The organism is Chitinophaga sp. (genome assembly GCF_039596455.1).
Lineage (GTDB): Bacteria > Bacteroidota > Bacteroidia > Chitinophagales > Chitinophagaceae > Chitinophaga.
The window spans coordinates 1306809-1328514 of sequence record NZ_JBCNJR010000001.1 but is presented as its reverse complement, the minus strand read 5'-3'; the positions used below and the strand labels follow the sequence as shown (position 1 = coordinate 1328514).

The following is a 21706-nucleotide window of genomic DNA, read 5'->3' as shown; positions in this document are numbered from 1 at the left end:
CTCCTGCTTCACCTCACTTACAGGAGCATACGCCGTCGCTTGCTGCTCAGGCCGTTCCAAATATTCTATCTTTACAGGAAAAAAAGATGCCCGTTGTACCCGCTACGGATTACAAGGCTCCCTTCCTGCTGCGGAACCGCCACCTGCTCACCATCTTTCCCTCCCTGTTCAGGAAAGTAAAAGCGGCGGAGTACACCCGTACGCGCATCCGTACGGCAGATAATGACTTTATCGATCTTGACCTCAGCAGCGTGAACAGCCGCAAGCTGGTGATCATCCTCCATGGCCTGGAAGGCAACTCCCGCAGGCAGTACGTTACCGGCATGGTGAATATTTTCAACGAAGGCGGGTACGATACAGTGTCTATGAACTTCCGCGGATGCAGCGGCGAAAGCAATGAGGCCCTTCGTTTTTACCACAGCGGCGAAACCGGAGACCTGCAAACCGTGGTGGAGCATATGGCCGCCACCGGCCGCTATACCCAATTGCACCTGGTAGGCTTCTCCCTGGGCGGCAATGTAACGCTCAAATACCTGGGCGAAAGAGGCGCCGGTATTCTTCCCCTGCTGCGCTCTGCGGTGGCCATTTCCGTGCCATGCGATCTGAAGGACAGCTCCCTGGAACTGGAGAAGCGGCACAACGCCATCTACATGAAGCGTTTCATCCGCTCGCTGGGCGCCAAGCTGGAAGTGAAAGCCCTGCGTTACCCCGGTAAAATTTCCCTGGAGAGGTTTGACGAGATCAGGAACTTCAAACAGTTTGATGACCGCTACACGGCGCCCATGCATGGCTACAAGGACGCGGAAGAATACTGGGCCTGCAACAGCTCCCGGCAATTCCTGCCCGGCATCCGCATTCCCACGCTGCTGATCAATGCGCTGGATGATCCTTTTCTTGGCAAGGGCAGCTTTCCTTATGAGGAAGCGGAGCAAAACCCCTTCTTCCACCTGGAAACACCCCAAACCGGCGGGCATGTAGGATTTGTAACTTTTTCAGGGAAACATTACTGGTCTGAAAGAAGGGCTTTCCAGTTTATACACGAGCACCCCTGAAAACGGACTGATACGTCAATACCCCGGCTTTTCGGCAGGTTTGCGCTCTTGTTCCATCAGTCTTCCGGAGCCGGCGCTACCGGTTGCTCATTTCGCTCCGTGTCAATCAAGCTTCCCGCTTTGAAAAAAATTCCCAAAAAACATTTATTCGTAGATTTGGTATATGGAAAAGACCCAAACCCTGGAAGAATTTTACCGTGCCAAACACCTCCAGGTACCCGGCGGCCTGGAGAAAGAGATCGGTCATTTCAACGTTTTTAATGCCGCGGAATTTGTGGGGGCAGACGCCAGGCCCCTGCCTTACAGTCGCCGCGATTTCTATAAAGTGGCCCTGGTAAGCGGCAGGAACCGCTATTATTTTGCTGACAAGGTAATAGCGGTGGAAGAGCACGCCCTGATGTTTGCCAACCCGCAGGTGCCCTACCAGTGCGAGCATCTCTCCGAAGAGCAGGGCGGCTATTTTTGCATATTCACAGAAGCGTTTTTCCGCCAGTTCACTTCCATCAGGCTGCTTGACTTCCCCGTGTTCAGGCCCGGCGGCCAGCCCGTTGTACACCTGCCGGCAGAGCAGGTACGGCCGGTGCGGGAGCTGTTTGAGAAAATGCTGGCCGAGCTGCACTCCGACTACACGTACAAATACGACCTGCTGCGCAACTACGCCCTTGAACTGATTCACACCGGCCTCAAGATGCAGCCTGCGCAGGAAGTACATGCCCATGGCAACGCGGCCGGGCGCATCTCCACTATGTTCAGCGAGCTGCTGGAAAGGCAGTTCCCCATCCAGTCTCCCGTACAGCAGGTCAACTTCCGTACGGCCATAGACTTTGCCACCCAGTTGTCTGTACACGTGAACCATCTCAACAAGGCGCTGAAAGACACCACCGGTAAATCTACCTCCGAGCTGATTGCAGAGCGCATTGTACAGGAAGCCAAAATGCTGCTGCGCCATACAGACTGGAATGTGTCGGAAATTGGCTACTGCCTTGGCTTCCAGGAACCGGCGCATTTCAATAATTTTTTCAAGAAAAAAACACAGGTAACGCCCCGCTCTTTCCGCACCGTTTGATTTTTGCAATTTTTGGTTTGAAATGATTAACAGCCGTGGCCACGGGCCGTACTAGCTTTGTGTTATCAAAAACAACACACACATGGCACAACAAAAAGTATGGTATGTTACAGGCGCCTCCCAGGGCTTTGGCCTGATACTCGTAAAGAAACTGCTGGAACAGGGTTACAAGGTAGCGGCTACTTCCCGTAAAAAACAAACGCTTGTTGACGCGGTAGGGCAGCATGAACATTTTCTGCCCCTGCAAACAGATGTGGCGGACGAGCAGAGCGTACAACAATCCGTGCGGGACACGGTGGCCGCCTTCGGCACTATTGACGCGGTGGTGAACAATGCCGGCTATGGCCTCATTGGTACGCTGGAGGAGCTGTCAGACGCGGAAGTACGCAACAATTTCAACGTTAACGTATTTGGCCCGCTGAACGTGATACGCCACGTCATGCCGGTGTTGCGCGCGCAACGCAGCGGCATCATCTTCAATATTTCCTCCATTGGCGGGTTTAACGGCGCCTTCCCCGGCTTTGGCAGCTATTGCGGCACCAAATTCGCGCTGGAAGGGCTCTCTGAATCGCTGGCCGCTGAAGCGGCGCCTTTCGGCGTCAAGGTGGTGATCGTAAGCCCCGGCTACTTCCGCACCAACTTCCTCTCTGCCGGCTCACTGGCCGTACCTGCCAATCCTATTGCGGATTATACCTCTACCCGCGAGTCGCAGATTGCCCACCAGCAGCAGATCAACGGCGCGCAGCCCGGAGACCCGGAGAAGGGCATTGATGTAATACTGGCGGCCGCCCAGGCGGAACAGCCGCCGCTGCACCTTTTCCTGGGGCCTGATGCCTACCAGCTGGCGCGTCAGAAAATGACGGCCGTGGAAGGGGACATGCATAGCTGGCAGCACCTGGCCACGGCTACCAACTTTAACTAAGCCGGGAGCCTACATGAGCCAAATGCCAGCAGGAGACAGGCTTACTGCGCAGCTGCCAGGCCAAGCTAGATGGTGATACCCACCAGGAAACAACGGGCCGCCGCCCTCCTCAGTTGACAAAAACGGCGCATACATTCCGGAAGCTGGCCAAAGAGCCCTGGCAATTGCATAAACGCATACAGATCTGCATACGGCATCAGGATGAAATCGGGCTGACCAGTACTTTTGTCAGCCCGATTTTTTCAAAAACCTCCCCTCATCCCCATCTCCCGGAAATTCCGTATCTTTGCGGATATTTTTATATCCCCTCTCCGGCTAATGCCGCAGCAAGGTTCATTAAAATGATGTGTGGATATACAATCTAGCCATCCTTCCCTTCTTTATAAAGCAGGATTGTTAGCATCATTTTAGCAAAATCATAACATATTGTCATTCGAGAAATTAAGTCTCATTGCGCCCATCTTGCGTGCGCTTGAAACACAGGGTTATCATACGCCCACACCTATCCAGAGCCAGGCCATACCAGTAGTATTGCAAAAGAGAGACCTGCTGGCCTGCGCGCAAACCGGTACCGGCAAAACGGCCGCTTTTTCCATTCCCATCCTGCAATTATTATATCAGGAGAAACAAACGGCACAGGTGCCGGACAGGCATATCAAAACGCTGATACTTACGCCCACCCGCGAGCTGGCTATCCAGATAGCAGACAACATCAGGGATTACGGCGCGCACACCGGTATCAAACACCTGGTGATCTTCGGCGGCGTGTCCCCGCAAACACAGATACAGGCCCTGAAACATGGCACAGACATACTGGTGGCCACGCCGGGCCGTTTGCTGGACCTCTGGCAGCAAGGCCACATCAACCTGCGGTACATCCGCCAGTTTGTGCTGGACGAAGCAGACCGTATGCTGGACATGGGTTTTATTCATGACGTAAAAAGGGTGATCACCAAACTCCCTGAAAAACGCCAGACGCTCTTTTTCTCCGCTACCATGCCGGCAGAAATTGCGGGGCTGGCCAATTCCATCCTCACCAATCCCCTGAAGGTAGCGGTAACGCCGGTTTCATCTACCGCGGAAAAAGTTGAGCAGCGCCTTTATCATGTAGACAAGAGCTCCAAACGCGCCCTGCTGGTGCATGTATTGAAAGACGCCTCCATTTCCAGCGCGCTGGTGTTTACGAGGACCAAACATGGTGCGGACAGGGTGGCCAAAGAGCTGAACAAAGCCCAGATAGCGGCCAGCGCCATACACGGAGACAAATCGCAGAACGCGCGCCAGCGTGCTTTGACAGATTTCAAGGCAGGCCGCATCCGCGTGCTGGTGGCTACAGATATTGCCGCCCGCGGTATTGACGTAGACAACCTTTCACACGTGATCAACTACGAAATACCCAACGTACCGGAAACATATGTTCACCGCATTGGCAGAACGGGCCGTGCAGGCGCCAGCGGTATAGCTTTGTCTTTTTGTGAAGCTGAGGAGGTGCCGTACGTGAAAGACATTACCAAACTGATTGCCCAGGAAATTCCGGTGATCAAAGACCACCCGTTCCCGGCCAGCCAGACTTCAGTAACAGCGGCGGTAAAACCTGTACCGGCTGTGCAGATGCGGCAGTCATCCTCCCAGCAGGTAGCGGCCAAAAAACGGAACAACCGGCCTAACAGATGGCGCGGCGGCGGCGGCCGTGGCAACAGGCCACAACCGGGTGCAAGTGCGTAGCGAAAGAAAAAGAGCCTGCAAGTGACGGGCTTTACCAGGCCCGCACAGCAAATAAAAAGAGGACGTTGTAAAAGTAATTCAGGCGAAGGGCGTGCAGATGCCCGAGGCCATGCTGCTTTCCGGTAAACCGGGCAACAATTACTTTTATAACGTCCTCTTTATTGTTTCCCCGCAACAGTTTTTATACCGCAACGGCATTAAGATTTCTTTTCTCTCCTGTACACCATGGTATCTGTTGCCAGCACAGGCATGTGATACCCGCCGGTATCTACTTTCACGCGGGGCATGCTCTTTTTCAGCGCCGCCACCTCGGCAGGCGTTACAGCGCTTTTATAAACATACACTTCCTGCAGGGCCTTGTTCTGTTGCAATGCCTGCAGCCCCTTGCCCGTCACTTTGGTGCCTACCAGGTTAAGGTACATGAGTGTTTTGCTGGCAGCCAGGGCCTGCAGGCCCGCGTCTGTCACCGCGGTGTTCTCCAGGTGCAGCCGGGTCAGGTGAGGCAGTTTGGCAATAGTGGCCAGCGCAGAATCACCAACCTGCGTATTGGATAATTTCAGCCAGGCAATGTTTGATTTCAGGGACAACAAAAGCTCCGCTTCCCGGTTGCCGAATGCCGTAGCATTGATGGCATTGATCATCACATACCCGCTTTGCGCTGCAACGGGCATTACTTTTACACCAATGGCCTCCAGCTCCGCCACTGCCTTTTCAGTCGGGGCGCTGGCTTCCGCTTCGGGAATAAAAGGATTGGCCTCCCCGCCCCGTGAAGGCTGCAGGGACTCCAGCACCAGCTGTATGCGCGGTGATTTGTGCAGGTCTTTTACAGTAGCGGCAGGAGACGCGCCCTGGGCTATCCACCAGTAAATGATCTCCACCTGCTGCGGGGTCAGCTGGGGCTTGCCTTTGGGCGGCATGCGCTTGTCATCGTCTTCAGACAGTATCAGGCGTTTGTACAGCTCGCTCATTTCCGGCAGGCTGTCTTTCAATACAGGGCCATTCTCCCCTCCTTCAAGAATGTGCTTCATCCCGTCCAGCCGCAGGCCGCCTTTCAGCTTTTGCGCATTGTGGCAACCGTAACATTTCTGCTCCAGCACGGGGCGCACCAGCTGGTCATATACTTTTATTTCTTCCGTGGGGCCTGTGAGCGCAGCGGCAGCGGCTTTCTTTTTACCTACCGGCAGGGCGGCGGTGAGGTAATCATCTCCATGCGTAAGCGTACCGCCGTAGTGGCCGGCTGCAGACAGCAATACCACCATGGCGCCGGAAAGGTACAACCAGCCTTTTTTAAAGATGGTATACCTTCTTAATACGCACAACAGTACGGATATAACGGCCACGCCTATCCCAAGCCACATGTGGAGGTCCAGCGCGTCTTCTTCATACCCGCCGGACAATGACAGCAAATAACCTGCTATGCAGGCCGCCACGGCAGACATTGCGCCGAATATCAGCACAGGCAATACGGCCGCGCCCAAAACGGCCAGCCGCCTGTTTTTGCTCAATGCTTCCAGCACAAACGCCACCAGCAGCATGCCGATGGGCAGGTGTACCAGCACGGGGTGAAAGCGCCCGAAAAACAGGCCCCATCCGGTTTGCGAAACTTCCAGTAAACTCGTCATTTGCCGTACCGCGCTTTTAATAGTTTCATCATATGCACGTTAATGTCCCACTGGTTGGCCACGGCCTGCCGGGTATAGGGCAGGGCGGGCATGTAATCTACCGGGCCAAATTCCGTGAGCATTGTCATCACTTCCCCTTTTTCCCTCTTGCGGCGGGCAATTTCATCCCACCAGGCAAAGTGGGCCTTTACGGCGCCTTCCCATTCCGGCGCGCGGGGATCATTTACCTGCGGGCCTTCAGGATGACCTATGCGGGCGTGAATGTGCTCCGCGCGGGCCAGCGCCATGGCTACGGTTTCCTGCTGGTCTTGCAGGAGAGACTCATGCACGTTGCACCAGTGAGAAATATCCAGCGTAAGGCGGAGGGCAGGCTGTGTTTCAATAAAGCGGCGGGTAACGTGCGCGGCAAACATCATGCGGGAACGGTGCGTTTCATGGCACACCGGTATGCCGCTTTGCTGCGATATGCGGGTGGTTATTGCTATCAGCTTCGTGTTCTGCTCAAAGGAAAAATAATCTTTCCCGGAGTGGCAGTTAATATAGAGAGGGCGCTGCCGTTGCTGGCCGGTGGCGGCTTTGAGCGCCGCTTCAAACTGTTCTGCGTGTTTGGCATAATCACTGCTGCCGCTGCCGCAGAGAAAACCTATTTCCAGCTTGTGTTTGGCGAGGGCGGTAAACAGCGCGTCCTGCGCTGCCGCATCTCCCGGCCACCACATTTCAATACCGTCGTAACCGGCTTCTTTGGCGCGGCGGCAAAACTCGTCAACGCTGCCCTGGAAGCCCCAGTTGGTAGCCAGCACCACCAGCTTGAAACCGGCAGCTGCAGGAGTGGGCGCACCTTCAGGACGGGCGCTGAAAGCAGGGAGGGAAGGCAATAAAGAAGTGGCGCCCGCGGCGGCGGATTGTTTGATAAAATTCCTTCTGTTCAGTTGCATAGGTTAGCTTATAATTTCTTTTATAACGTGGCCGCCCACATCTGTCAGCCTGAAAGGCCGGCCCTGGAAGTGATAGGTCAGTTTTTCGTGATCAAAACCGAGTTGCTGCAAAATGGTGGCGTGAATATCATGAACGGCTACCTGGCCTTTTACGGCGCTGAAACCGATCTCGTCCGTTTCTCCCCAGGTTGCGCCCTTGCGGATGCCGCCTCCGGCCATCCACATGGTAAACGCCTCGGCATGGTGGTCCCTGCCCAGGAAAGGCATTTCCTTGCCTTCGCGGTTTTCCTGCATGGGCGTGCGGCCAAATTCACCGCCCCATACCACCAGCGTTTCATCCAGCAGGCCGCGTTGCTTCAGGTCAAGCAGCAGCGCGGTAATGGGTTTATCTATTTCACGGCATTTGTTGCGCATGCCCAGGTCTACCGCGGTATTTTCATCCGTACCATGGGCATCCCAGCCCCAGTCAAAGAGCTGCACGAAGCGCACGCCTTTTTCTACCAGCTTGCGGGCCAGCAGGCAGTTATTGGCAAAGGCTTCCTTGCCGGGCTGCGTGCCGTACAGCTCGTGGATGTAGGCGGGCTCGTCACTGATGTCCATTACACCCGGTACGGAAATCTGCATTTTGTACGCCAGCTCGTATTGTGAGATCCGGGAAAGGGTTTCCGGATCTGAAAAAGCTTCATATTCCAGCTTGTTCACTTCGTTAATGGCCTGTATGGACTGGTAACGCAGATCGCGGTCCATGCCCTCCGGGTCTGTGATGTAGAGCACCGGGTCTCCCTTGGAACGGCATTGCACGCCCTGGTATACAGAAGGCAGAAAACCGCTGCCCCACACGCTTTTACCCGCGTCTGGCGTTTTGCCGCCGGAAGTGAGCACTACAAAGCCGGGCAGGTTGCTGTTCTCAGAACCCAGTCCATAGGTAACCCAGGAGCCGATGCTGGGCCTGCCCAGGCGGGCGCTGCCGGTGTGCATGAACAATTGCGCGGGGCCATGGTTGAACTGGTCTGTTTGCACGGCTTTCAAAAAGCTCACCTCATCTACCATGCCGGCAAAATGCGGCATGTAATCAGACACCCAGGCGCCTGACTGGCCATGCTGCTTGAAGTTGGCCTGCGGCCCCAGCATTTTGGGCACGCCGCGGATGAAGGCAAATTTTTTTCCCTGCAGGAGCGACTGCGGGCATAGCTGGTTATGCAGCTTCTGCAGTTCCGGCTTATAGTCGAACATCTCCAGCTGCGAGGGAGCGCCGGCCATGTGCAGGTAGATAACGCTGCGGGCGCGGGCGGGGAAATGCGGGGCCCGCGGGTCAAGCGGGTTAAGGCTTTGCGGCATGCCGCCCTTCTCTGAAGAGGAGAAGAGGTTGCAGCTTCCCAGCAGGGAGGTAAGCGCCGTGGCGCCCAGCCCGGTTACACAGTTTTGCAGGAAATGCCGCCGGGAAAAATATCTGGCGGCCTGCTCATTTGCTTCTTTTATGATTTTTGCTGACATGATCTTAAGATTTGGACAAAAACTCATCCAGGTTGAGAATAGCATTGGCCACCACCGTTAAAGCGGCCAGGTGGGCGTCTTCACCTGCCTGTGCCAGGGCCGCGGCGGCCTTGGGGTCTTTCCGGTATTTTGCCTGTGCCTGTGTGTACAGCTTTTCCAGTATGCCCAGCCGGGCCGCATCAATATCTTTGAACATGGCTGCTTTATAACCGGAACGGATACACGCTGCTTTATCTGTGCCGCCGCTTGTTTTCATTTTGAGGGCCAGGTGGCGCGCCGCTTCCACAAACACGGGGTCGTTGAGCGTTACCAGCGCCTGCAGGGGCGTATTGGTGCGTATTCTCCGCTGCAGGCAAACCTCCCGGCTGGCGCCGTCAAAAGTAACCAGTGAAGGGTACGGGCTTGTTCTGCGGATATAGGTGTATACGCCGCGGCGGTATTGATCTCCGTTCTCGCTGGTTTTCCAGGACTGGCCGCTGTACACTGCCATCCAGATCCCTTCCGGCTGGTAGGGCATTACACTGGCGCCAAACATCCTTTCGCTCAGCAGGCCGCTTACGGCCAGCGCCTGGTCACGCACCTGCTCCGCGGTGAGGCGGAAGCGCGGGCCGCGGGCCAGCAGCCGGTTGGCGGGGTCTTTTTCCTGCAGCTCCGGCGAGCTGCGGGAATCTCTCCGGTAGGCGGCAGACATCACCATTTCTTTCAGCAGGGCTTTCATGCTCCAGCCGTGGGTGTTCATAAACCGGTAGGCCAGGTAGTCCAGCAGCGCGGGGTGGGATGGTAAAAAGCCTTGTGTGCCAAAATCTTCCTGCGTTTCCACAATGCCGGTGCCGAACAGCTGCTCCCAGAAACGGTTTACCATTACGCGTGCCGTGAGCGGGTTCTCCTTGCTGGTCATCCATTGCGCCAGCCCCAGGCGGTTACGCGGCGCATTGGCGGGGAAGGGGTTGAGCGGAGCAGGCACGTCCGGCTGCATCTGGTCTCCTTTTACCAGCCAGTTGCCCCTTTCAAACACATGCGTGGGGCGAAACATCTCCTGCGGGTTTTCCACCATCACGGGCACGCTTTCAGGAGAAGCGTTCACCAGCCTCATAAAAGCCGTTTCTACCGCCTTGTATCCCGGCTCTCCTTTACCCGGCAGGTCTTCACGGAAGGCCATCCACTCTACCGCGCAAACGGATTGCAACGGTTCCAGGCTGCTGTTGCGGAATACAAAGTACAGGTTATGGCGGCCTTCCAAAGGCTGTATAGGTACGCTCTTGACGCCCCGGCCTTTTTCCAGCCTGGTACGGCCAATAACGGGGCCGGTTAAACTGCCGGCCCGTATTTCCATGGAACCGCCTTCGTACTTTGTCCAGTAAAACATCAGCAGGTTGCCCCGGCCGTTTACCGGCGCATCTTTCAGGCGGCAGCTGCCGCCGCTGCGGATGCTGAGATATTTGGTATCTGCCAGCTCCCCGTTGGTGAACGAGTCATGGTCATGCGCATGTATCTTGGGTTCCAGGGTGCGGAGGAAATCCCGTATCTCTTTTTCTTCATTTTTCCCGGCATGGCCGGCTACCCAGGCCGCCACCGTGTCTACCTGCCTGCGGCCGATGCTGTCGTACAGGCGCAGGGTGGGGTATTCTCCGGGCGTATCTTCATCGCGTGTATTATTGAGGAAGGCCATCAGCTTGTAATAGTCCTCAAACCGGAAGGGATCGTAAGGGTGGCTGTGGCATTGCACGCAGGCAATGGTGGTACCCTGGAACACTTCCATGGTAGTGTTTACGCGGTCTAATACAGCAGCCGTACGGAACTCTTCGTCTTGCGTGCCGCCTTCATCGTTATTCATGGTATTGCGATGAAAAGCGGTAGCTATCATCTGGTCATCTGTAGGCTCAGGCAGCAGGTCTCCCGCCAGCTGTTCTACCGTAAAGCGGTCATACGGCATATCGATGTTGAAAGCGTTGATCACCCAGTCGCGGTAGCGCCAGGCTTCCCGCTTCGCATCTTTTTCATATCCTTTGGAGTCTGCATACCGCGCCAGGTCCAGCCACATGGCCGCCCAGCGCTCCCCGTAATGTTTTGATGCCAGCAGTGTGTCTACCATTTTTTCATAGGCGTTGGCACTGTTATCTGCGAGGAAGGCGGTCATCATTTTCTCTGTGGGCGGCAGGCCTGTCAAATCCAGGCTGAGCCTGCGCAGCAGGGTGATTTTATCAGCCTCCGGCGCGGCTTCCAGGTTTTCTTCCTCCAGTTTTTCATTGATATAAAAATCTATGCTGGCTTCTTTTTCTTCAGGCGCTTCAGGCGCAACGTAGGCCCAGTGCTCGCCCCACTGGGCGCCCTGGTCTACCCAGCGGGTGAGGATGCTGATCTCTTCCTTGCTGAGCGGGGCGCTTTTGTAAGGCATGCGCTCCTTAGGGTCTTTGCTGTGCAGGCGGCGGATGAACTCGCTGCGGCCCGCATCTCCCGGTATAATGGCGGGGTGCCCGCTTTTGGTGTTGCCCAGCGCTTCTTCGCGGAACAGCACGCTGAAGCCGCCGCTTTGTTTTACGCCGCCGTGGCAGCTGATGCAATGTTTGTTGAGAATGGGTTTTACTTCGGAGCTGTAGTCTACCTGCCTCCGGCTGCCGCAACCAGCAGACAGGGCAGCAGCCATCACAAAGACGCATGCGCACAGCACGGCCCGGTACGTGGAGTAATAATACATTTGCTTATCGTAATACTTAATAAATGAGTTCAGCACCCCGCCCCTTTCTCTTTGCTAAATCTATGTCTTTTTCTTTACTGTTGCTGCTTCCGGCGGAATTTGATTTAAATGTACAAAAAACCCTTCTAGTTGCAAAACGATAAAAAATAGTCCATTTTCTTATAATTTGAAAAATACGATACTTTATAGCAACAAATATATCTGTTGCCGGGTGCGGTTTTGGGTGGGGTTTGCTATTTTTATGGCATTACATATCAGCTCCTTTGAACAACCGTATAAGCAAAGGGCTCCGTTTGAACCGGGGCCCTTTGTGTTTTTGGTCACGGCCGGCTTTCCGGCATACTTTTAATATTATACTTTATTAACCCCGGATACCGCCTGCTTCGACCCTGTTCACACCCTGTTTTGACCCTGTTCTGCTTCTGTAAGCAGGGTGTAAGCAGGGTCAAAACAGGGTGAAGACAGGGGAAAGGCGGGGATAGGGCCCCTGGTGCAGCCTTCGTTAAAATAGCATTATAACTGCATAAAAAAAGCCTCCTGCGTGCGCAGGAGGCCTTAACAAGTTTGTACGGCGCCGGGGGTACCGGCTTTTGCAAATATGGGCTGTTAACAAAAAAAGAAAGGAAGGGTGAAAGAATTCACCCCCCGGTATATGCATACATTAGACATGAGACTATTTTTAAAAAAATGGAATGCTGCCTCGAAAGGCTGCACTACGTTGGCCATAGTCCGGTATTGGGGTATGGAACGATGAAAGGCCGGACCGGCAAAAACGGCTCCGGGAACCCTGCAGGTGCCCGCCGCCTGAAAATGCCTTGCGAGTCGCTGAGCCAGACTGGCCTTTACGGATCCATGTCCGTAATCCGGAGCTTCCCTTTCCCAACCGGCGTATTTGACCGGGTGATGCATTCCTTTGAATGCGGGGCTCCCATATTTATAGAGTGATTTTAGTAGGGGTCAGGGTGAATGGGGAAAGAAAAAATATTTTTTCGCTGAAATCTTTCACCCTTTTTTTTCATTTCGAGACTCTAAAGAGAAAGATCTGTTTTTATTATGGAACCGATTGCGAAAAGACTCAGCTGTTTTTTACAGCACAAAAACATGACGGCGTCTGAATTCAGCCGCTGCCTGAACTATAATAGCTGCGAAAAAGTGGCGCGCCTCTTCAGGATAGAAGGAGCCAAGCCCAGCGTGGACATTATCAAAGACATTGCGCAAAACTTTGAGGAGCTGGACATCCGGTGGCTGCTGACGGGAGACGGTGAAATGCTGCACCCCGGGAAGATGCCCCGGCAGGAGGTGGAATGGGCTATTGGCCAACCCGTGCCGTAATTCAAAAACCAAATAACCGTCCCGTGTTCCCCTATTTGAACATTAAAAAGGGCTGCCTGGAAAGGCGGCCCTTTTACCTAACATCTACTTTAATATATCGCTTTTATCAATAACTGGTTTGCACCCCGTTACACCGGGGGAAGCGTTGTTTGCTGCCGGGAAACTGTCCGTCTGTTCCCTGTTCTGCGTTTACAGTGGCTGCAACCAATCCATCACTGCACCTTCTCTCACCATCATCAATTGTACCCAGGGTTCTGGGTAAGGTTGCCCACCCGCACATCTTCATCAGGCACAGGCAGCAGCTCGTGTTTGCCCGCCCTGAAGCCCAATGGCCCCAGCTCCTGCACGGCCAGGCCCCAACGCACCAGGTCCAGGTAGCGGAAACCCTCAAAAGCCAGCTCCATGAACCGCTCATTCACAATAGCCTGGAACAATGCACTGCCGGAAGCGGTTATTTCCGGCAGGCCCGCGCGGAGGCGCACTTTTTTCAGCTCGGCCCTTGCCCGGTCTTCATTGCCGGCCCTGTACCAAGCTTCTGCCGCCATCAGCAGCACGTCTGCGTAACGTATCAGTTTGTTATTGGTGCCGTAATTCAGGGCGGCCGCGGCCCCGCCGCCGGTTTGGGTACGGGTGGAAAACGACCCGTATTTCCGCTGCAGGTACCCTTCATAGTCCCAGGCCGTAGGCGCCGTCCATTTGCCGCCGGCTGCCGTTAGCTCGGCTTCGGACATGAGCGTCTGTTTTCTCCTGATCACATCGCCCGCGGCCACAAATGCATTATACAGTTTGGGTTTGGGCATGTTAAAGCCCCAGCCCGCATTCAGCGAGTCTCCGGGCGCGGGCGTATAATATTCTTCACGGGGGCCCATCAGCTGCACATGTATATTGCTTTCAATCTGCCGGAATGCGCCCCAGGGAAAGTTATCCCAGGTATACCCTTTCTTTTCCGAGAAAGGCACCTCCAGCACGCTCTCCACCCCAAACTCCCCGGCCTGGGAGAAAACATTTTTGAACTCCGCTTCCAGCGCATACTCCCCGGAAATGATCACTTCGTTGAACTGTTCCGCCGCCTGCTGCCATTTGCCCTGGTACAGGTATATTTTGCCCAGCAGGGCCTGCGCAGCGCCTTTTGTGATGCGGAAACGGTCCGCACCCGGCAGCACGCTTTTCAGGGGCAGCTGCGGAATTACTTCCAGCAGGTCTTTTTCCAGCTGCGCATATACATCTGCCCGTTTGGCGCGCGGCGTGTTGTTGTAGGCCTCTACGGCCAGGTCTTGCAATATGAGCGGCACGTCTCCCCACAAAGCCGTCAGCTCAAAATAAAAGTATGCCCGCAGGGCCTTGCATTCGGCTCTCATCCTTTTCTGCACCTCTGTTTCGCCCTTTACACGGTTAATGACCTGGTTGGCGCGGTACACACCAAAATAGTTGACCCGCCACACCCACAGCACGCCCTGGTTCTGAGACTCGAACGTGTATTTGTCTATTGCCTGGTAGTGCGGCTGATCTGCCGGGCCGTTGCCGCCCGCGTTGCTTTCATCGGAAGGCAGCGTTTTCACCATCAGCGGGCTGCCCCAGCCCCAGTTGTATTCCGCCTGCAGAAAATCATACACGGCAAACGTGGCGGTTACCGCGTCAGCATCCGTCTGGTAATACCCTTCCAGCGGAGACCTGCCGGGCACCTCCTGGTCAAGGAAGCTCCGGGAGCAGCCTGCCAGCAAGCCCAGGCACAGTAAAGCGGATGGTATGACCTGTTTTATGCCCATGGTTTAAAAACTGAAGGTTAGGCCCACTACGGCAGAGCGGGGAATGGGATACACTCCCCTGTCTACTCCCAGGCTGTTTACATCGTTGCTGCCGGCCTCCGGGTCCATGCCTTTATATTTTGTCAGCGTAAAAAAATTGTCCAGCGAGCCGTATATGCGCGCATTGCGGAAACGGATGCGTTTGATGACCCGCTCCGGCAGGGTGTAACCCAGCTGGAGCTGCCGTACACGCATATACGAACCGTCAAACAGCATCATATCGCTGTTATATACAAACTCGCTATTGGTATTGGCCGCAAACCATTTGTTGGTGCTGCCCTCACCCGTCCAGCGGTCTTTGTAAAAAAATTCGGGCCGGTTGGCCGTAGGCCGGTCTACCCGGTTAAACCCCATCAGTACGTCATTGCCGGCCTGGCCCTGCACCAGCACCACCAGGTCTACGCCTTTATACGCCATACGCAGGTTGGCGCCGTATACCACGTTGGGATGCGGGCTGCCAATAAAGGCATGGTCGCTGTTGGAAATAGTGCCGTCTCCATCCGTATCCACAATAATAGGGTCTCCGGGTTTGGGCGGCACGGTCATTTTGATGCGTGCGGTGTAGTCATCTACCTCTTTCTGGTCCTGGAAAATGCCGGCCGTTTTATACCCGCGGAAGTACCAGATAGGATACCCCTTTTCAAACCAGGTAGCGCGCCAGCCGGTGCCCACATTGGAGCCCGGCAGGCGGTCTACGAACTCGTTCAGCCGGATCACCTCGTTGTGAATGGTGGTAAGGTTCATGCTCACTTCAAAAGTGAAGGCGCGGGCGCTGTTGCTGCGGTACGCCAGCTCAAACTCCCAGCCCCTGTTACGCACGTCTCCCCCGTTAACCGTAGCCAGTACGTTGCCTACAAAACTGGGCACCGTACCGGGCGTGAGCAGGCCCTTGGTGGTTTTGTTATAATAATCTACCGTAACGCTCAGCCGGTTGTCGAAAAAACCCATATCCGCCCCAAGGTCCAGCTGCTCACTGGCTTCCCATTTCAGGTAAGGGTTTTCCAGGCCGGCAGGCTCCGCGCCTGTATGGAAATCACCGTTTGCGTCCGGGTAGCTGATGCTCTGGCTGGTGATGAGCGCCTGCCAGTCTCCGATGTTGATATTGGCAATGCTGCCGTTTTGCCCCCAGCTGGCACGCAGCTTCAGGTAGTTGAGCGGCAGGTCAGGGAAAAAAGCTTCGTTGGTGGCTATCCAGCCGGCAGACACGGAGGGGAAGGTGCCCCAGGTGTTCTGCGGCGGCAGCAGCGAAGAGCCGTCTCGCCGCAGGGTGGCGTTCAGCAGGTATTTATCTTTATAGTTATACTGCAGCCGGCCAAAGTAAGATATCATGGACGTGCTGGTTTGCACCCCGCCGATCCTGTCTTCCCCATCCGGCAAAAAATCAGGGTACCCGAAATTCTTTTCTTCCTTGAACATGCCGTAGGCGCTGCCGTTGAGCCGGTTGTAGTTGCGGCGCAGCGCGCTCATGCCTGCCATGATGCTCAGGTCGTGATAATTTATTTTGCGGCTGTAGGTGGCAAAGTTTTCCCATTGCCAGTTGTTCCAGTTCTCGTTATTGTCAAACGTGCCGGGAGACGTGTTGAGACGGCTGGCGTTAAAATAGAAAGACGGCATCCAGGCGTGGCTGCGGAGGAACATGGCGTCTATGCCGAAGCGGGTGGTTATTTTAAGGCTGGCCAGCGGCTGCGCTTCCGCATATACATTGCCCGTTATTTTATGCTGCGTGGTGGTATTGTGCGTAATATCTATCTGTGCCAGCGGGTTGCCGGCTTCGCCAAACACGTAGTCTGAAATGCCGTAATAGCGGCCATCGGCGTCTTTCACGAGCGTATACCCGTCATCCAGCGCCTTTTGCGCGCGTGGAGAGAGCGCGCCGGTATACACGATGGGCATGGTGGGGTCCATCATAATAGCGCTGTTGATCACGGCGCCGAACTCTGAATCTTCAGACACCCCGTTCCTTTTAAAATAGGCGTAAGACAGGCGGTTGCCTACGCTGAGCCAGGGTTTCACCTGGTGGTCCGTATTCAGGCGCAGCGTATAACGGTCAAAGCGGGCTTTTTCCCCGCCAATCACCCCGTTCTGGTGGAACATGGAAGCGCCCAGCAGGTAGGTAGACTTTTCCGTACCGCTGCTGAAGTTGAGGGAATGGCGCTGCATGGGGGCGTTTTGCGTGATCTCGTCCATCCACATGGTGCCCTGCTTCCCGGCCCAGGCTGCGGGGTCGGGGAGGCTGCCGGAAGTACCCGCGTCTGTCAGGTAGCGGGCGTACTGCGCGGCGTTCATCATTTTCATGGGCTTGTGAATGGACTGGCGGGCGTATTGCATGCTGTATTCCACGCGGGGCGTTGCATCCCGCTGGCCGGAGCGTGTGGTGATGATCACTACGCCATTGGCGCCTTCAGCGCCGTAAATGGCGGCAGAGGCGGCGTCTTTCAGCACTTCTACAGATGCTATCTCGGAGGGGTCCAGGTATTCCATATTACCGGCGCGCATGCCGTCTATGATGTACAGCGGCTCGGAAGAACCGTTGGAGCCGGTACCGCGGATGCGTACCCGCATACCGCTGCCGGGTGAGCCGGATACGGGCAGTATGATGATGCCGGCTGCGCGGCCCTGCAGCGCCTGCTCTACGCGGCCGGCTGAAACGGTGGCCAGGTCTGTGCCTTTTACGGAAGAGATGGCGCCGGTAACCAGGCTTTTACGGACACTGCCATACCCTACCACCACCACTTCATTCAGCGCGCGGTTGCTCACGTCTAACGCCAGGTCAATATTTCGTTGGGCCGATACCGTTACTTCGCGTGACTCGTAGCCCAGCAAGTTAAAGGCCAGCACTTTGCCGGGCACCGCATCTACGGTGTACTTCCCGTCTGCGTCCGTTTGCGCGCCCCGCATATCGCCTTTCACCATTACGGCCACGCCGGGCAGCGGCAGCGCGTTTTCACTGTCTGTGATGCGGCCGGATATCCTGACCCTTTTTACCGTGTCAGGCGCGGAACCGTGTACCGCCATGTTGGCTGCACCCTGGAGTTTGAGCAGGGAAGGATTTTGTTGTACGTCTTCAGCCGCCTGCTGTTTGCCCGGCGCGGCCGGCCTGGGTTTGCCGTTGGGCTCTTCGCGCAGGGGCACTATGGCCCAGGTGTTGGGCTGTACTGCCTGCGCCTGCAGGCCATAGGGGGTGAGCAGCGCCTTCAGCATGTCTTCCACATTATCGTACTCGGACGGCGTAAAGTCTACCTTCACCTTCGGCAGATTTTTGGCTTCGTACAGCAGGTCTATTTTATAGGTTTTATGAATTTCTTTCAACAGTTGCAAAAGGGTTTTCTGTTGCTGCCAGGCAACCGACACATCTTGCTTTGCGCGTTGAACGCGGTCGCCTGCAGCCACATCCAGCAACGGGCCGGCAAGGGCCCGGCCGGAAGTGACCGCTGCAACCGCAAGCAACAAGGCGCTATGCAACAATGCTGTCGATTTCATAATATGGAATGGCCAGGTTAAGCAATCAGGCTGTTTTTGATAAGCCTCATTTAATCAGTTTTTTTTCCGGGAACTGTCAGTATTCTTCGATCCGATTTTGGTATATGCCGCCCCTAGTCTTTAACAGAGAACAGCATCTGCTCGTCTTTAGTTTCAATGTTAATATTCATGGTGATAGACAGCGCGCGGGAAAGCTGCCCGATGTCTTCAGCATAAAGGTCCCCGCTGATGGTTCGCTGCGCTATTTCCGGCGTTAATATCACTACCTCATACCCGAACTTGTTGAGGATCAGGTCTGATATGTCCGCCATGGACGTGTTGTCAAAATGATAACGGTGATTGCGCCAGTCTGCGATCAGTTCTGTATTGATGGCTTCCTTCAGTTGCGAGAAATCTTTTTCCACCAGCACCTCATCTCCGGGCTTCATCATAAACACGCTTTTACCTTTGCTGATGGGCGCCCTGGCCGTTGCCTGCACCTTACCTTCTTTTAATGATACGGTGGTCCGGCGGCCCAGCATGTTCACATTAAATTTCGTGCCAAGCACCTCCACATCTATGGCCGGTGTATGTACAGTAAAACGGGCATTGCGGGCGCCTGTTTTTTTACTGACCTCAAAATATCCTTCCCCGTCCAGCCACACGCTGCGGTCTTTTTCCGGGTCCCATTCCACCGGCACGCGCAGGGTGGAGTTGGCGTTGAGAAATACCACGGAACTGTCTGGCAGCACTACCCGTTTTATTTCTCCGTAGGCCGTGCGGAACTCCCTGGTACTGCCGGCCACTATGTGGCAGTAAATAAAATAGGAGGCGTATGCCATAACGGGCACTATCACCACGGCGGCCAGGGCCGTCCAGACACGGCGGCGGCCGGTACCGGCTTTTTTCCCTGCAATGCGGGATGCAATATGCTGCCAGCTTGCCGCCGTTTTGGCCTCCGGCACTTCCTGCCGGTGAAAGCGAAAGGGCGGGCGTTCCGGCTCCTGTGGTGAAAATTGATCGTCCATAAAACGTACCCTGTTTAATATAAGACACCGGATCTCCCCCGGGGATACCCTTTTTTTTTAAGGTTTTTTTAGAGGTTGTTGAGAAGAACGGATAAGAACAGCCACCAGAACGGTAATTTACCTATCTGCGCACGTAATTGGGTGATGGCTTTATGGGCCAGGTTGATGACGGACTGGTAATTGACCTTCATAATGGCAGCCACCTCTGCATAGGGCAGCTCTTCATAAAAGCGTAAAAAGATCACTTCTTTCTGCCGTTTGGGCAACTGGTTGAGGTAATGGCTGATCTGCCGCTGCAGGGCGGCCTGCTGTTCCTGGCCGATGACGATGTCTTCTGCCGAAAATTCGATATCAGGCGCTGCCGGGGTCAATACCTGGAGGTGGCGCAGCCCTCTCAGCTGGTTAAGGGCGCGGCGGCGGAGGGCGGTAAAAAAGAAGGCCCTTACATTTTGCAGCGCGCCTATTTTTTCTTTTTTAAACCAGATGTGAATAAACAGTTCCTGTACCACGTCTTGCGCCAGCTCTTCATCCCCGAGCATGGCAAAGGCGTACCGGTACAACACCGGATGTAATTGGCCGTGGATCTGTGCATATGCCCGGGAATTGCCAGTTCTCACTGCATTCCAATAGTCCGTAAGATCATTACCCTGATCATAGGTATCCGGCATGAGCGGAAAATTCGATTTAGTTTGCCGTAAAATAAGGAATAAGGATGAAAAGAAGCGGGTTGGCCGGGTAAAAGAGGCTGCCGCGGGCCAGCCTTAAAAAGAAAGGCACAGGCAGATGCCTGCGCCCGTCATATTAGCAGCATATTCCTATAAGGCGTTCCCATGCCTTCCCGCAGGTATTTCCGCGGGGTTCTCATTGTTAAATTTCATATGTAAACGTTGATGTATATATCCGGGGTGCATAAACGGGGTTATCAACGGGGCAAATGTAGGCTGCAGGCGTTTTGGAGGCAAGGTACCTAGCGTGAATGGACAAAATACATGGCCAGGCTGTTCATTTATTGCGCCCAACCGTCTGCCGGGCAACAACACTTTTGGCCGGAAATTTGTTATCCATCCAGCAAAAACATCCAAACAATGACAAAGCAATTGATCCGCCTGTTTACTGTTTTCGGCGCAGCGGCCATGCTGCTGAGCGCCTGCGCCTCCCAGCAGGGAGCCAGCGCCCCTACTGCCAACAGCACCCACCGGGCCGCCAAGGGCAAATGGACGTTGAACAGTGTAAACTTTGAAGGCATGCCCTCCACCTCCAGGATCAGCACCGTATTTTCCAACATTCCCCCCAAATGCCTGGAAGGCAGCCAATGGAACCTGCCGGAAAACGGTTACGGCTCCTATGCTATCACCTCTACCGGGGAAGGCTGTAACGCCGCCACGCAGAGCATCATGTGGTCTACCCGGAGCGAAGGCGGGGCCATCATGTTCAAGTTCAAGGAGCTGCTGCAGGGCGTAAAGGCCAAAAACACTACTGATGGTTACTCTGTTGAGCTTTCTTCTGTAGACAACACTACCATGGTATGGCGCGCACCTGTAAATGTTGACGGGAAAACCGCCTACATCGTGTATACCTTTAACAGGAATTAAGGCTGCGGCCCGCTTTCAGGGGTAAACGCATTTTTATTTGAAAAAGGAAAAAACCGGGCATTTTACCTGGTTTTTTCCTTTTTAGTTATTGTATCTTTGCCCTTCGTTCAAATATTATGAAAGCATTTAACTTATTTATCAAATACCGTCTGCCCCTGGGCATTGTGCTGCTGGCGGCGGGTATTGCCCTGGGTATTGCCTTTGGCTGGTGGGAAGCCGCCATTGTGCTGGTGCTGGCCGTTGTATGTATTGTTACGCACTTTCTCTTCGGCCCCATGCGGCTGGTACAGGAGGCAGTAGAAGCCGGTGACGTGGAAAACGCCATGCGCATCATGAACCAGATCAAATTCCCGAAGCTGCTGTATAAGCCCATCCGCTCCGTATATTATTTCATGCAAAGCAACCTAGCCATGTACAACCAGGACCTTGACAAGGCTGAGGCCGCGGTGAAACAAAGCATCAAATCCGGCAGCCCCATGAAGGAGTACGAAGGCATGCAGTTTTTTCAGCTGGGTACCATTGCTTATCAGAAAAACGATATCAAAACGGCAGACGCCAACCTGAAAAAAGCGGTGCGCCTGGGCCTGCCTGATAAAGAGAACACGGCCGCTGCCCTGCTCACGCTCTGCTCCATTGCCATGAGCCGCCGCGATTTCAAGACCGCAAAAGACTACTTTCGCCGCGCCAAGGCGCAGAAGCCCACCACGCAACAAATTGTAGGGCAGATCAAGGAAATGGAAAAATATATCAGCCGCATGCCCGGTTGATGGAGGAACGATATTAAAAAGACAATCCCGGCCCATACTGCGGCCGGGATTGTTTTTTACAACGCATTCCTGCTGAACAAGTGCTCATGGATGCCGGTGCGATGGTTTCCATTCAATGGCATCTTCTGCACCTTTGTATGTGCTGCTGTTCCCGGGCCGGGATTGTCTTTTACAACGCATTCCTGCTGAACAAGTGCTCATGGATGCCGGTG

The 21706-nt window shown here is 54.7% G+C and carries 15 protein-coding genes; 7 read left to right on the top strand and 8 right to left on the bottom strand.

Going from position 1 to position 21706, the window contains the following annotated elements; all coding sequences use genetic code 11:
• The first annotated feature begins 86 nt into the window (after positions 1 to 86).
• From ABDW36_RS05590 to ABDW36_RS05575, 4 genes are all read left to right on the top strand, one after another.
• Positions 87 to 1052 carry an alpha/beta fold hydrolase gene (locus tag ABDW36_RS05590; RefSeq protein WP_343700890.1) on the top strand — a complete coding sequence of 322 codons (966 nt, stop codon included), beginning with the start codon at positions 87 to 89 and terminating at the stop codon, positions 1050 to 1052.
• A 163-nt stretch (positions 1053 to 1215) separates the two neighbouring features.
• Positions 1216 to 2118: a helix-turn-helix transcriptional regulator gene (locus ABDW36_RS05585; protein WP_343700889.1), complete on the top strand. Its 903-nt coding sequence runs from the start codon at positions 1216 to 1218 to the stop codon at positions 2116 to 2118.
• An 82-nt stretch (positions 2119 to 2200) separates the two neighbouring features.
• Positions 2201 to 3040 carry an oxidoreductase gene (locus ABDW36_RS05580; protein WP_343700888.1) on the top strand — a complete coding sequence of 280 codons (840 nt, stop codon included), beginning with the start codon at positions 2201 to 2203 and terminating at the stop codon, positions 3038 to 3040.
• A gap of 426 nt (positions 3041 to 3466) precedes the next feature.
• Positions 3467 to 4765: a DEAD/DEAH box helicase gene (locus ABDW36_RS05575; protein ID WP_343700887.1), complete on the top strand. Its 1299-nt coding sequence runs from the start codon at positions 3467 to 3469 to the stop codon at positions 4763 to 4765.
• Positions 4766 to 4962: 197 nt separating this feature from the next.
• Here ABDW36_RS05575 and ABDW36_RS05570 read toward each other — a convergent pair whose 3' ends face one another.
• Genes ABDW36_RS05570 through ABDW36_RS05555 form a run of 4 tightly spaced genes read right to left on the bottom strand, consistent with a single transcriptional unit; the run spans position 4963 to position 11511 of the window.
• On the bottom strand, positions 4963 to 6387 hold the full coding sequence (locus ABDW36_RS05570; RefSeq protein ID WP_343700886.1) for a c-type cytochrome domain-containing protein: 1425 nt from the start codon (positions 6385 to 6387) through the stop codon (positions 4963 to 4965).
• A complete protein-coding gene (locus ABDW36_RS05565; protein ID WP_343700885.1) occupies positions 6384 to 7322 on the bottom strand; it encodes a twin-arginine translocation signal domain-containing protein in 939 nt (312 codons plus the stop codon). Before ABDW36_RS05565 ends, ABDW36_RS05570 begins: the two co-directional genes overlap by 4 nt.
• Before the next feature lie 3 nt (positions 7323 to 7325).
• Positions 7326 to 8816 (bottom strand): DUF1501 domain-containing protein, encoded by a 1491-nt coding sequence (locus ABDW36_RS05560; protein ID WP_343700884.1) that lies wholly within the window; start codon positions 8814 to 8816, stop codon positions 7326 to 7328.
• Between the two features lie 4 nt (positions 8817 to 8820).
• On the bottom strand, positions 8821 to 11511 hold the full coding sequence (locus ABDW36_RS05555; protein ID WP_343700883.1) for a DUF1553 domain-containing protein: 2691 nt from the start codon (positions 11509 to 11511) through the stop codon (positions 8821 to 8823).
• A gap of 1101 nt (positions 11512 to 12612) precedes the next feature.
• On the opposite strand from ABDW36_RS05555, the gene ABDW36_RS05550 reads away from it, so the two are divergent.
• On the top strand, positions 12613 to 12843 hold the full coding sequence (locus ABDW36_RS05550; protein WP_343700882.1) for a hypothetical protein: 231 nt from the start codon (positions 12613 to 12615) through the stop codon (positions 12841 to 12843).
• Between the two features lie 236 nt (positions 12844 to 13079).
• Here ABDW36_RS05550 and ABDW36_RS05545 read toward each other — a convergent pair whose 3' ends face one another.
• From ABDW36_RS05545 to ABDW36_RS05530, 4 genes are all read right to left on the bottom strand, one after another.
• On the bottom strand, positions 13080 to 14609 hold the full coding sequence (locus tag ABDW36_RS05545) for a RagB/SusD family nutrient uptake outer membrane protein (RefSeq protein WP_343700881.1): 1530 nt from the start codon (positions 14607 to 14609) through the stop codon (positions 13080 to 13082).
• Positions 14610 to 14612: 3 nt separating this feature from the next.
• Entirely contained in the window at positions 14613 to 18128 is a 3516-nt protein-coding gene (locus ABDW36_RS05540; protein ID WP_343700880.1) for a TonB-dependent receptor, read from the bottom strand.
• 113 nt (positions 18129 to 18241) lie between these two features.
• Positions 18242 to 19135 (bottom strand): FecR domain-containing protein, encoded by an 894-nt coding sequence (locus ABDW36_RS05535; protein ID WP_343700879.1) that lies wholly within the window; start codon positions 19133 to 19135, stop codon positions 18242 to 18244.
• Positions 19136 to 19203: 68 nt separating this feature from the next.
• Positions 19204 to 19803, bottom strand: coding sequence for an RNA polymerase sigma factor (locus ABDW36_RS05530; protein WP_343700878.1), 600 nt, complete (start codon positions 19801 to 19803; stop codon positions 19204 to 19206).
• A 417-nt stretch (positions 19804 to 20220) separates the two neighbouring features.
• Here ABDW36_RS05530 and ABDW36_RS05525 point away from each other — a divergent pair, with 417 nt between their 5' ends.
• Positions 20221 to 20727, top strand: coding sequence for a hypothetical protein (locus ABDW36_RS05525; RefSeq protein WP_343700877.1), 507 nt, complete (start codon positions 20221 to 20223; stop codon positions 20725 to 20727).
• A 116-nt stretch (positions 20728 to 20843) separates the two neighbouring features.
• Entirely contained in the window at positions 20844 to 21494 is a 651-nt protein-coding gene (locus ABDW36_RS05520) for a hypothetical protein (RefSeq protein ID WP_343700876.1), read from the top strand.
• The last annotated feature ends 212 nt before the right edge of the window (positions 21495 to 21706 follow it).

What these genes read in the sequence shown, in the direction of transcription:
- ABDW36_RS05525 (WP_343700877.1), top strand. Translation starts at nt 20,221, where the DNA reads ATGACAAAGCAATTGATCCGCCTGTTTACTGTTTTCGGCGCAGCGGCC.
- ABDW36_RS05530 (WP_343700878.1), bottom strand. Translation starts at nt 19,803, where the DNA reads ATGCCGGATACCTATGATCAGGGTAATGATCTTACGGACTATTGGAAT.
- ABDW36_RS05565 (WP_343700885.1), bottom strand. Translation starts at nt 7,322, where the DNA reads ATGCAACTGAACAGAAGGAATTTTATCAAACAATCCGCCGCCGCGGGC.
- ABDW36_RS05585 (WP_343700889.1), top strand. Translation starts at nt 1,216, where the DNA reads ATGGAAAAGACCCAAACCCTGGAAGAATTTTACCGTGCCAAACACCTC.
- ABDW36_RS05580 (WP_343700888.1), top strand. Translation starts at nt 2,201, where the DNA reads ATGGCACAACAAAAAGTATGGTATGTTACAGGCGCCTCCCAGGGCTTT.
- ABDW36_RS05570 (WP_343700886.1), bottom strand. Translation starts at nt 6,387, where the DNA reads ATGACGAGTTTACTGGAAGTTTCGCAAACCGGATGGGGCCTGTTTTTC.
- ABDW36_RS05590 (WP_343700890.1), top strand. Translation starts at nt 87, where the DNA reads ATGCCCGTTGTACCCGCTACGGATTACAAGGCTCCCTTCCTGCTGCGG.
- ABDW36_RS05535 (WP_343700879.1), bottom strand. Translation starts at nt 19,135, where the DNA reads ATGGACGATCAATTTTCACCACAGGAGCCGGAACGCCCGCCCTTTCGC.
- ABDW36_RS05520 (WP_343700876.1), top strand. Translation starts at nt 20,844, where the DNA reads ATGAAAGCATTTAACTTATTTATCAAATACCGTCTGCCCCTGGGCATT.
- ABDW36_RS05540 (WP_343700880.1), bottom strand. Translation starts at nt 18,128, where the DNA reads ATGAAATCGACAGCATTGTTGCATAGCGCCTTGTTGCTTGCGGTTGCA.
- ABDW36_RS05560 (WP_343700884.1), bottom strand. Translation starts at nt 8,816, where the DNA reads ATGTCAGCAAAAATCATAAAAGAAGCAAATGAGCAGGCCGCCAGATAT.
- ABDW36_RS05550 (WP_343700882.1), top strand. Translation starts at nt 12,613, where the DNA reads ATGACGGCGTCTGAATTCAGCCGCTGCCTGAACTATAATAGCTGCGAA.
- ABDW36_RS05555 (WP_343700883.1), bottom strand. Translation starts at nt 11,511, where the DNA reads ATGTATTATTACTCCACGTACCGGGCCGTGCTGTGCGCATGCGTCTTT.
- ABDW36_RS05545 (WP_343700881.1), bottom strand. Translation starts at nt 14,609, where the DNA reads ATGGGCATAAAACAGGTCATACCATCCGCTTTACTGTGCCTGGGCTTG.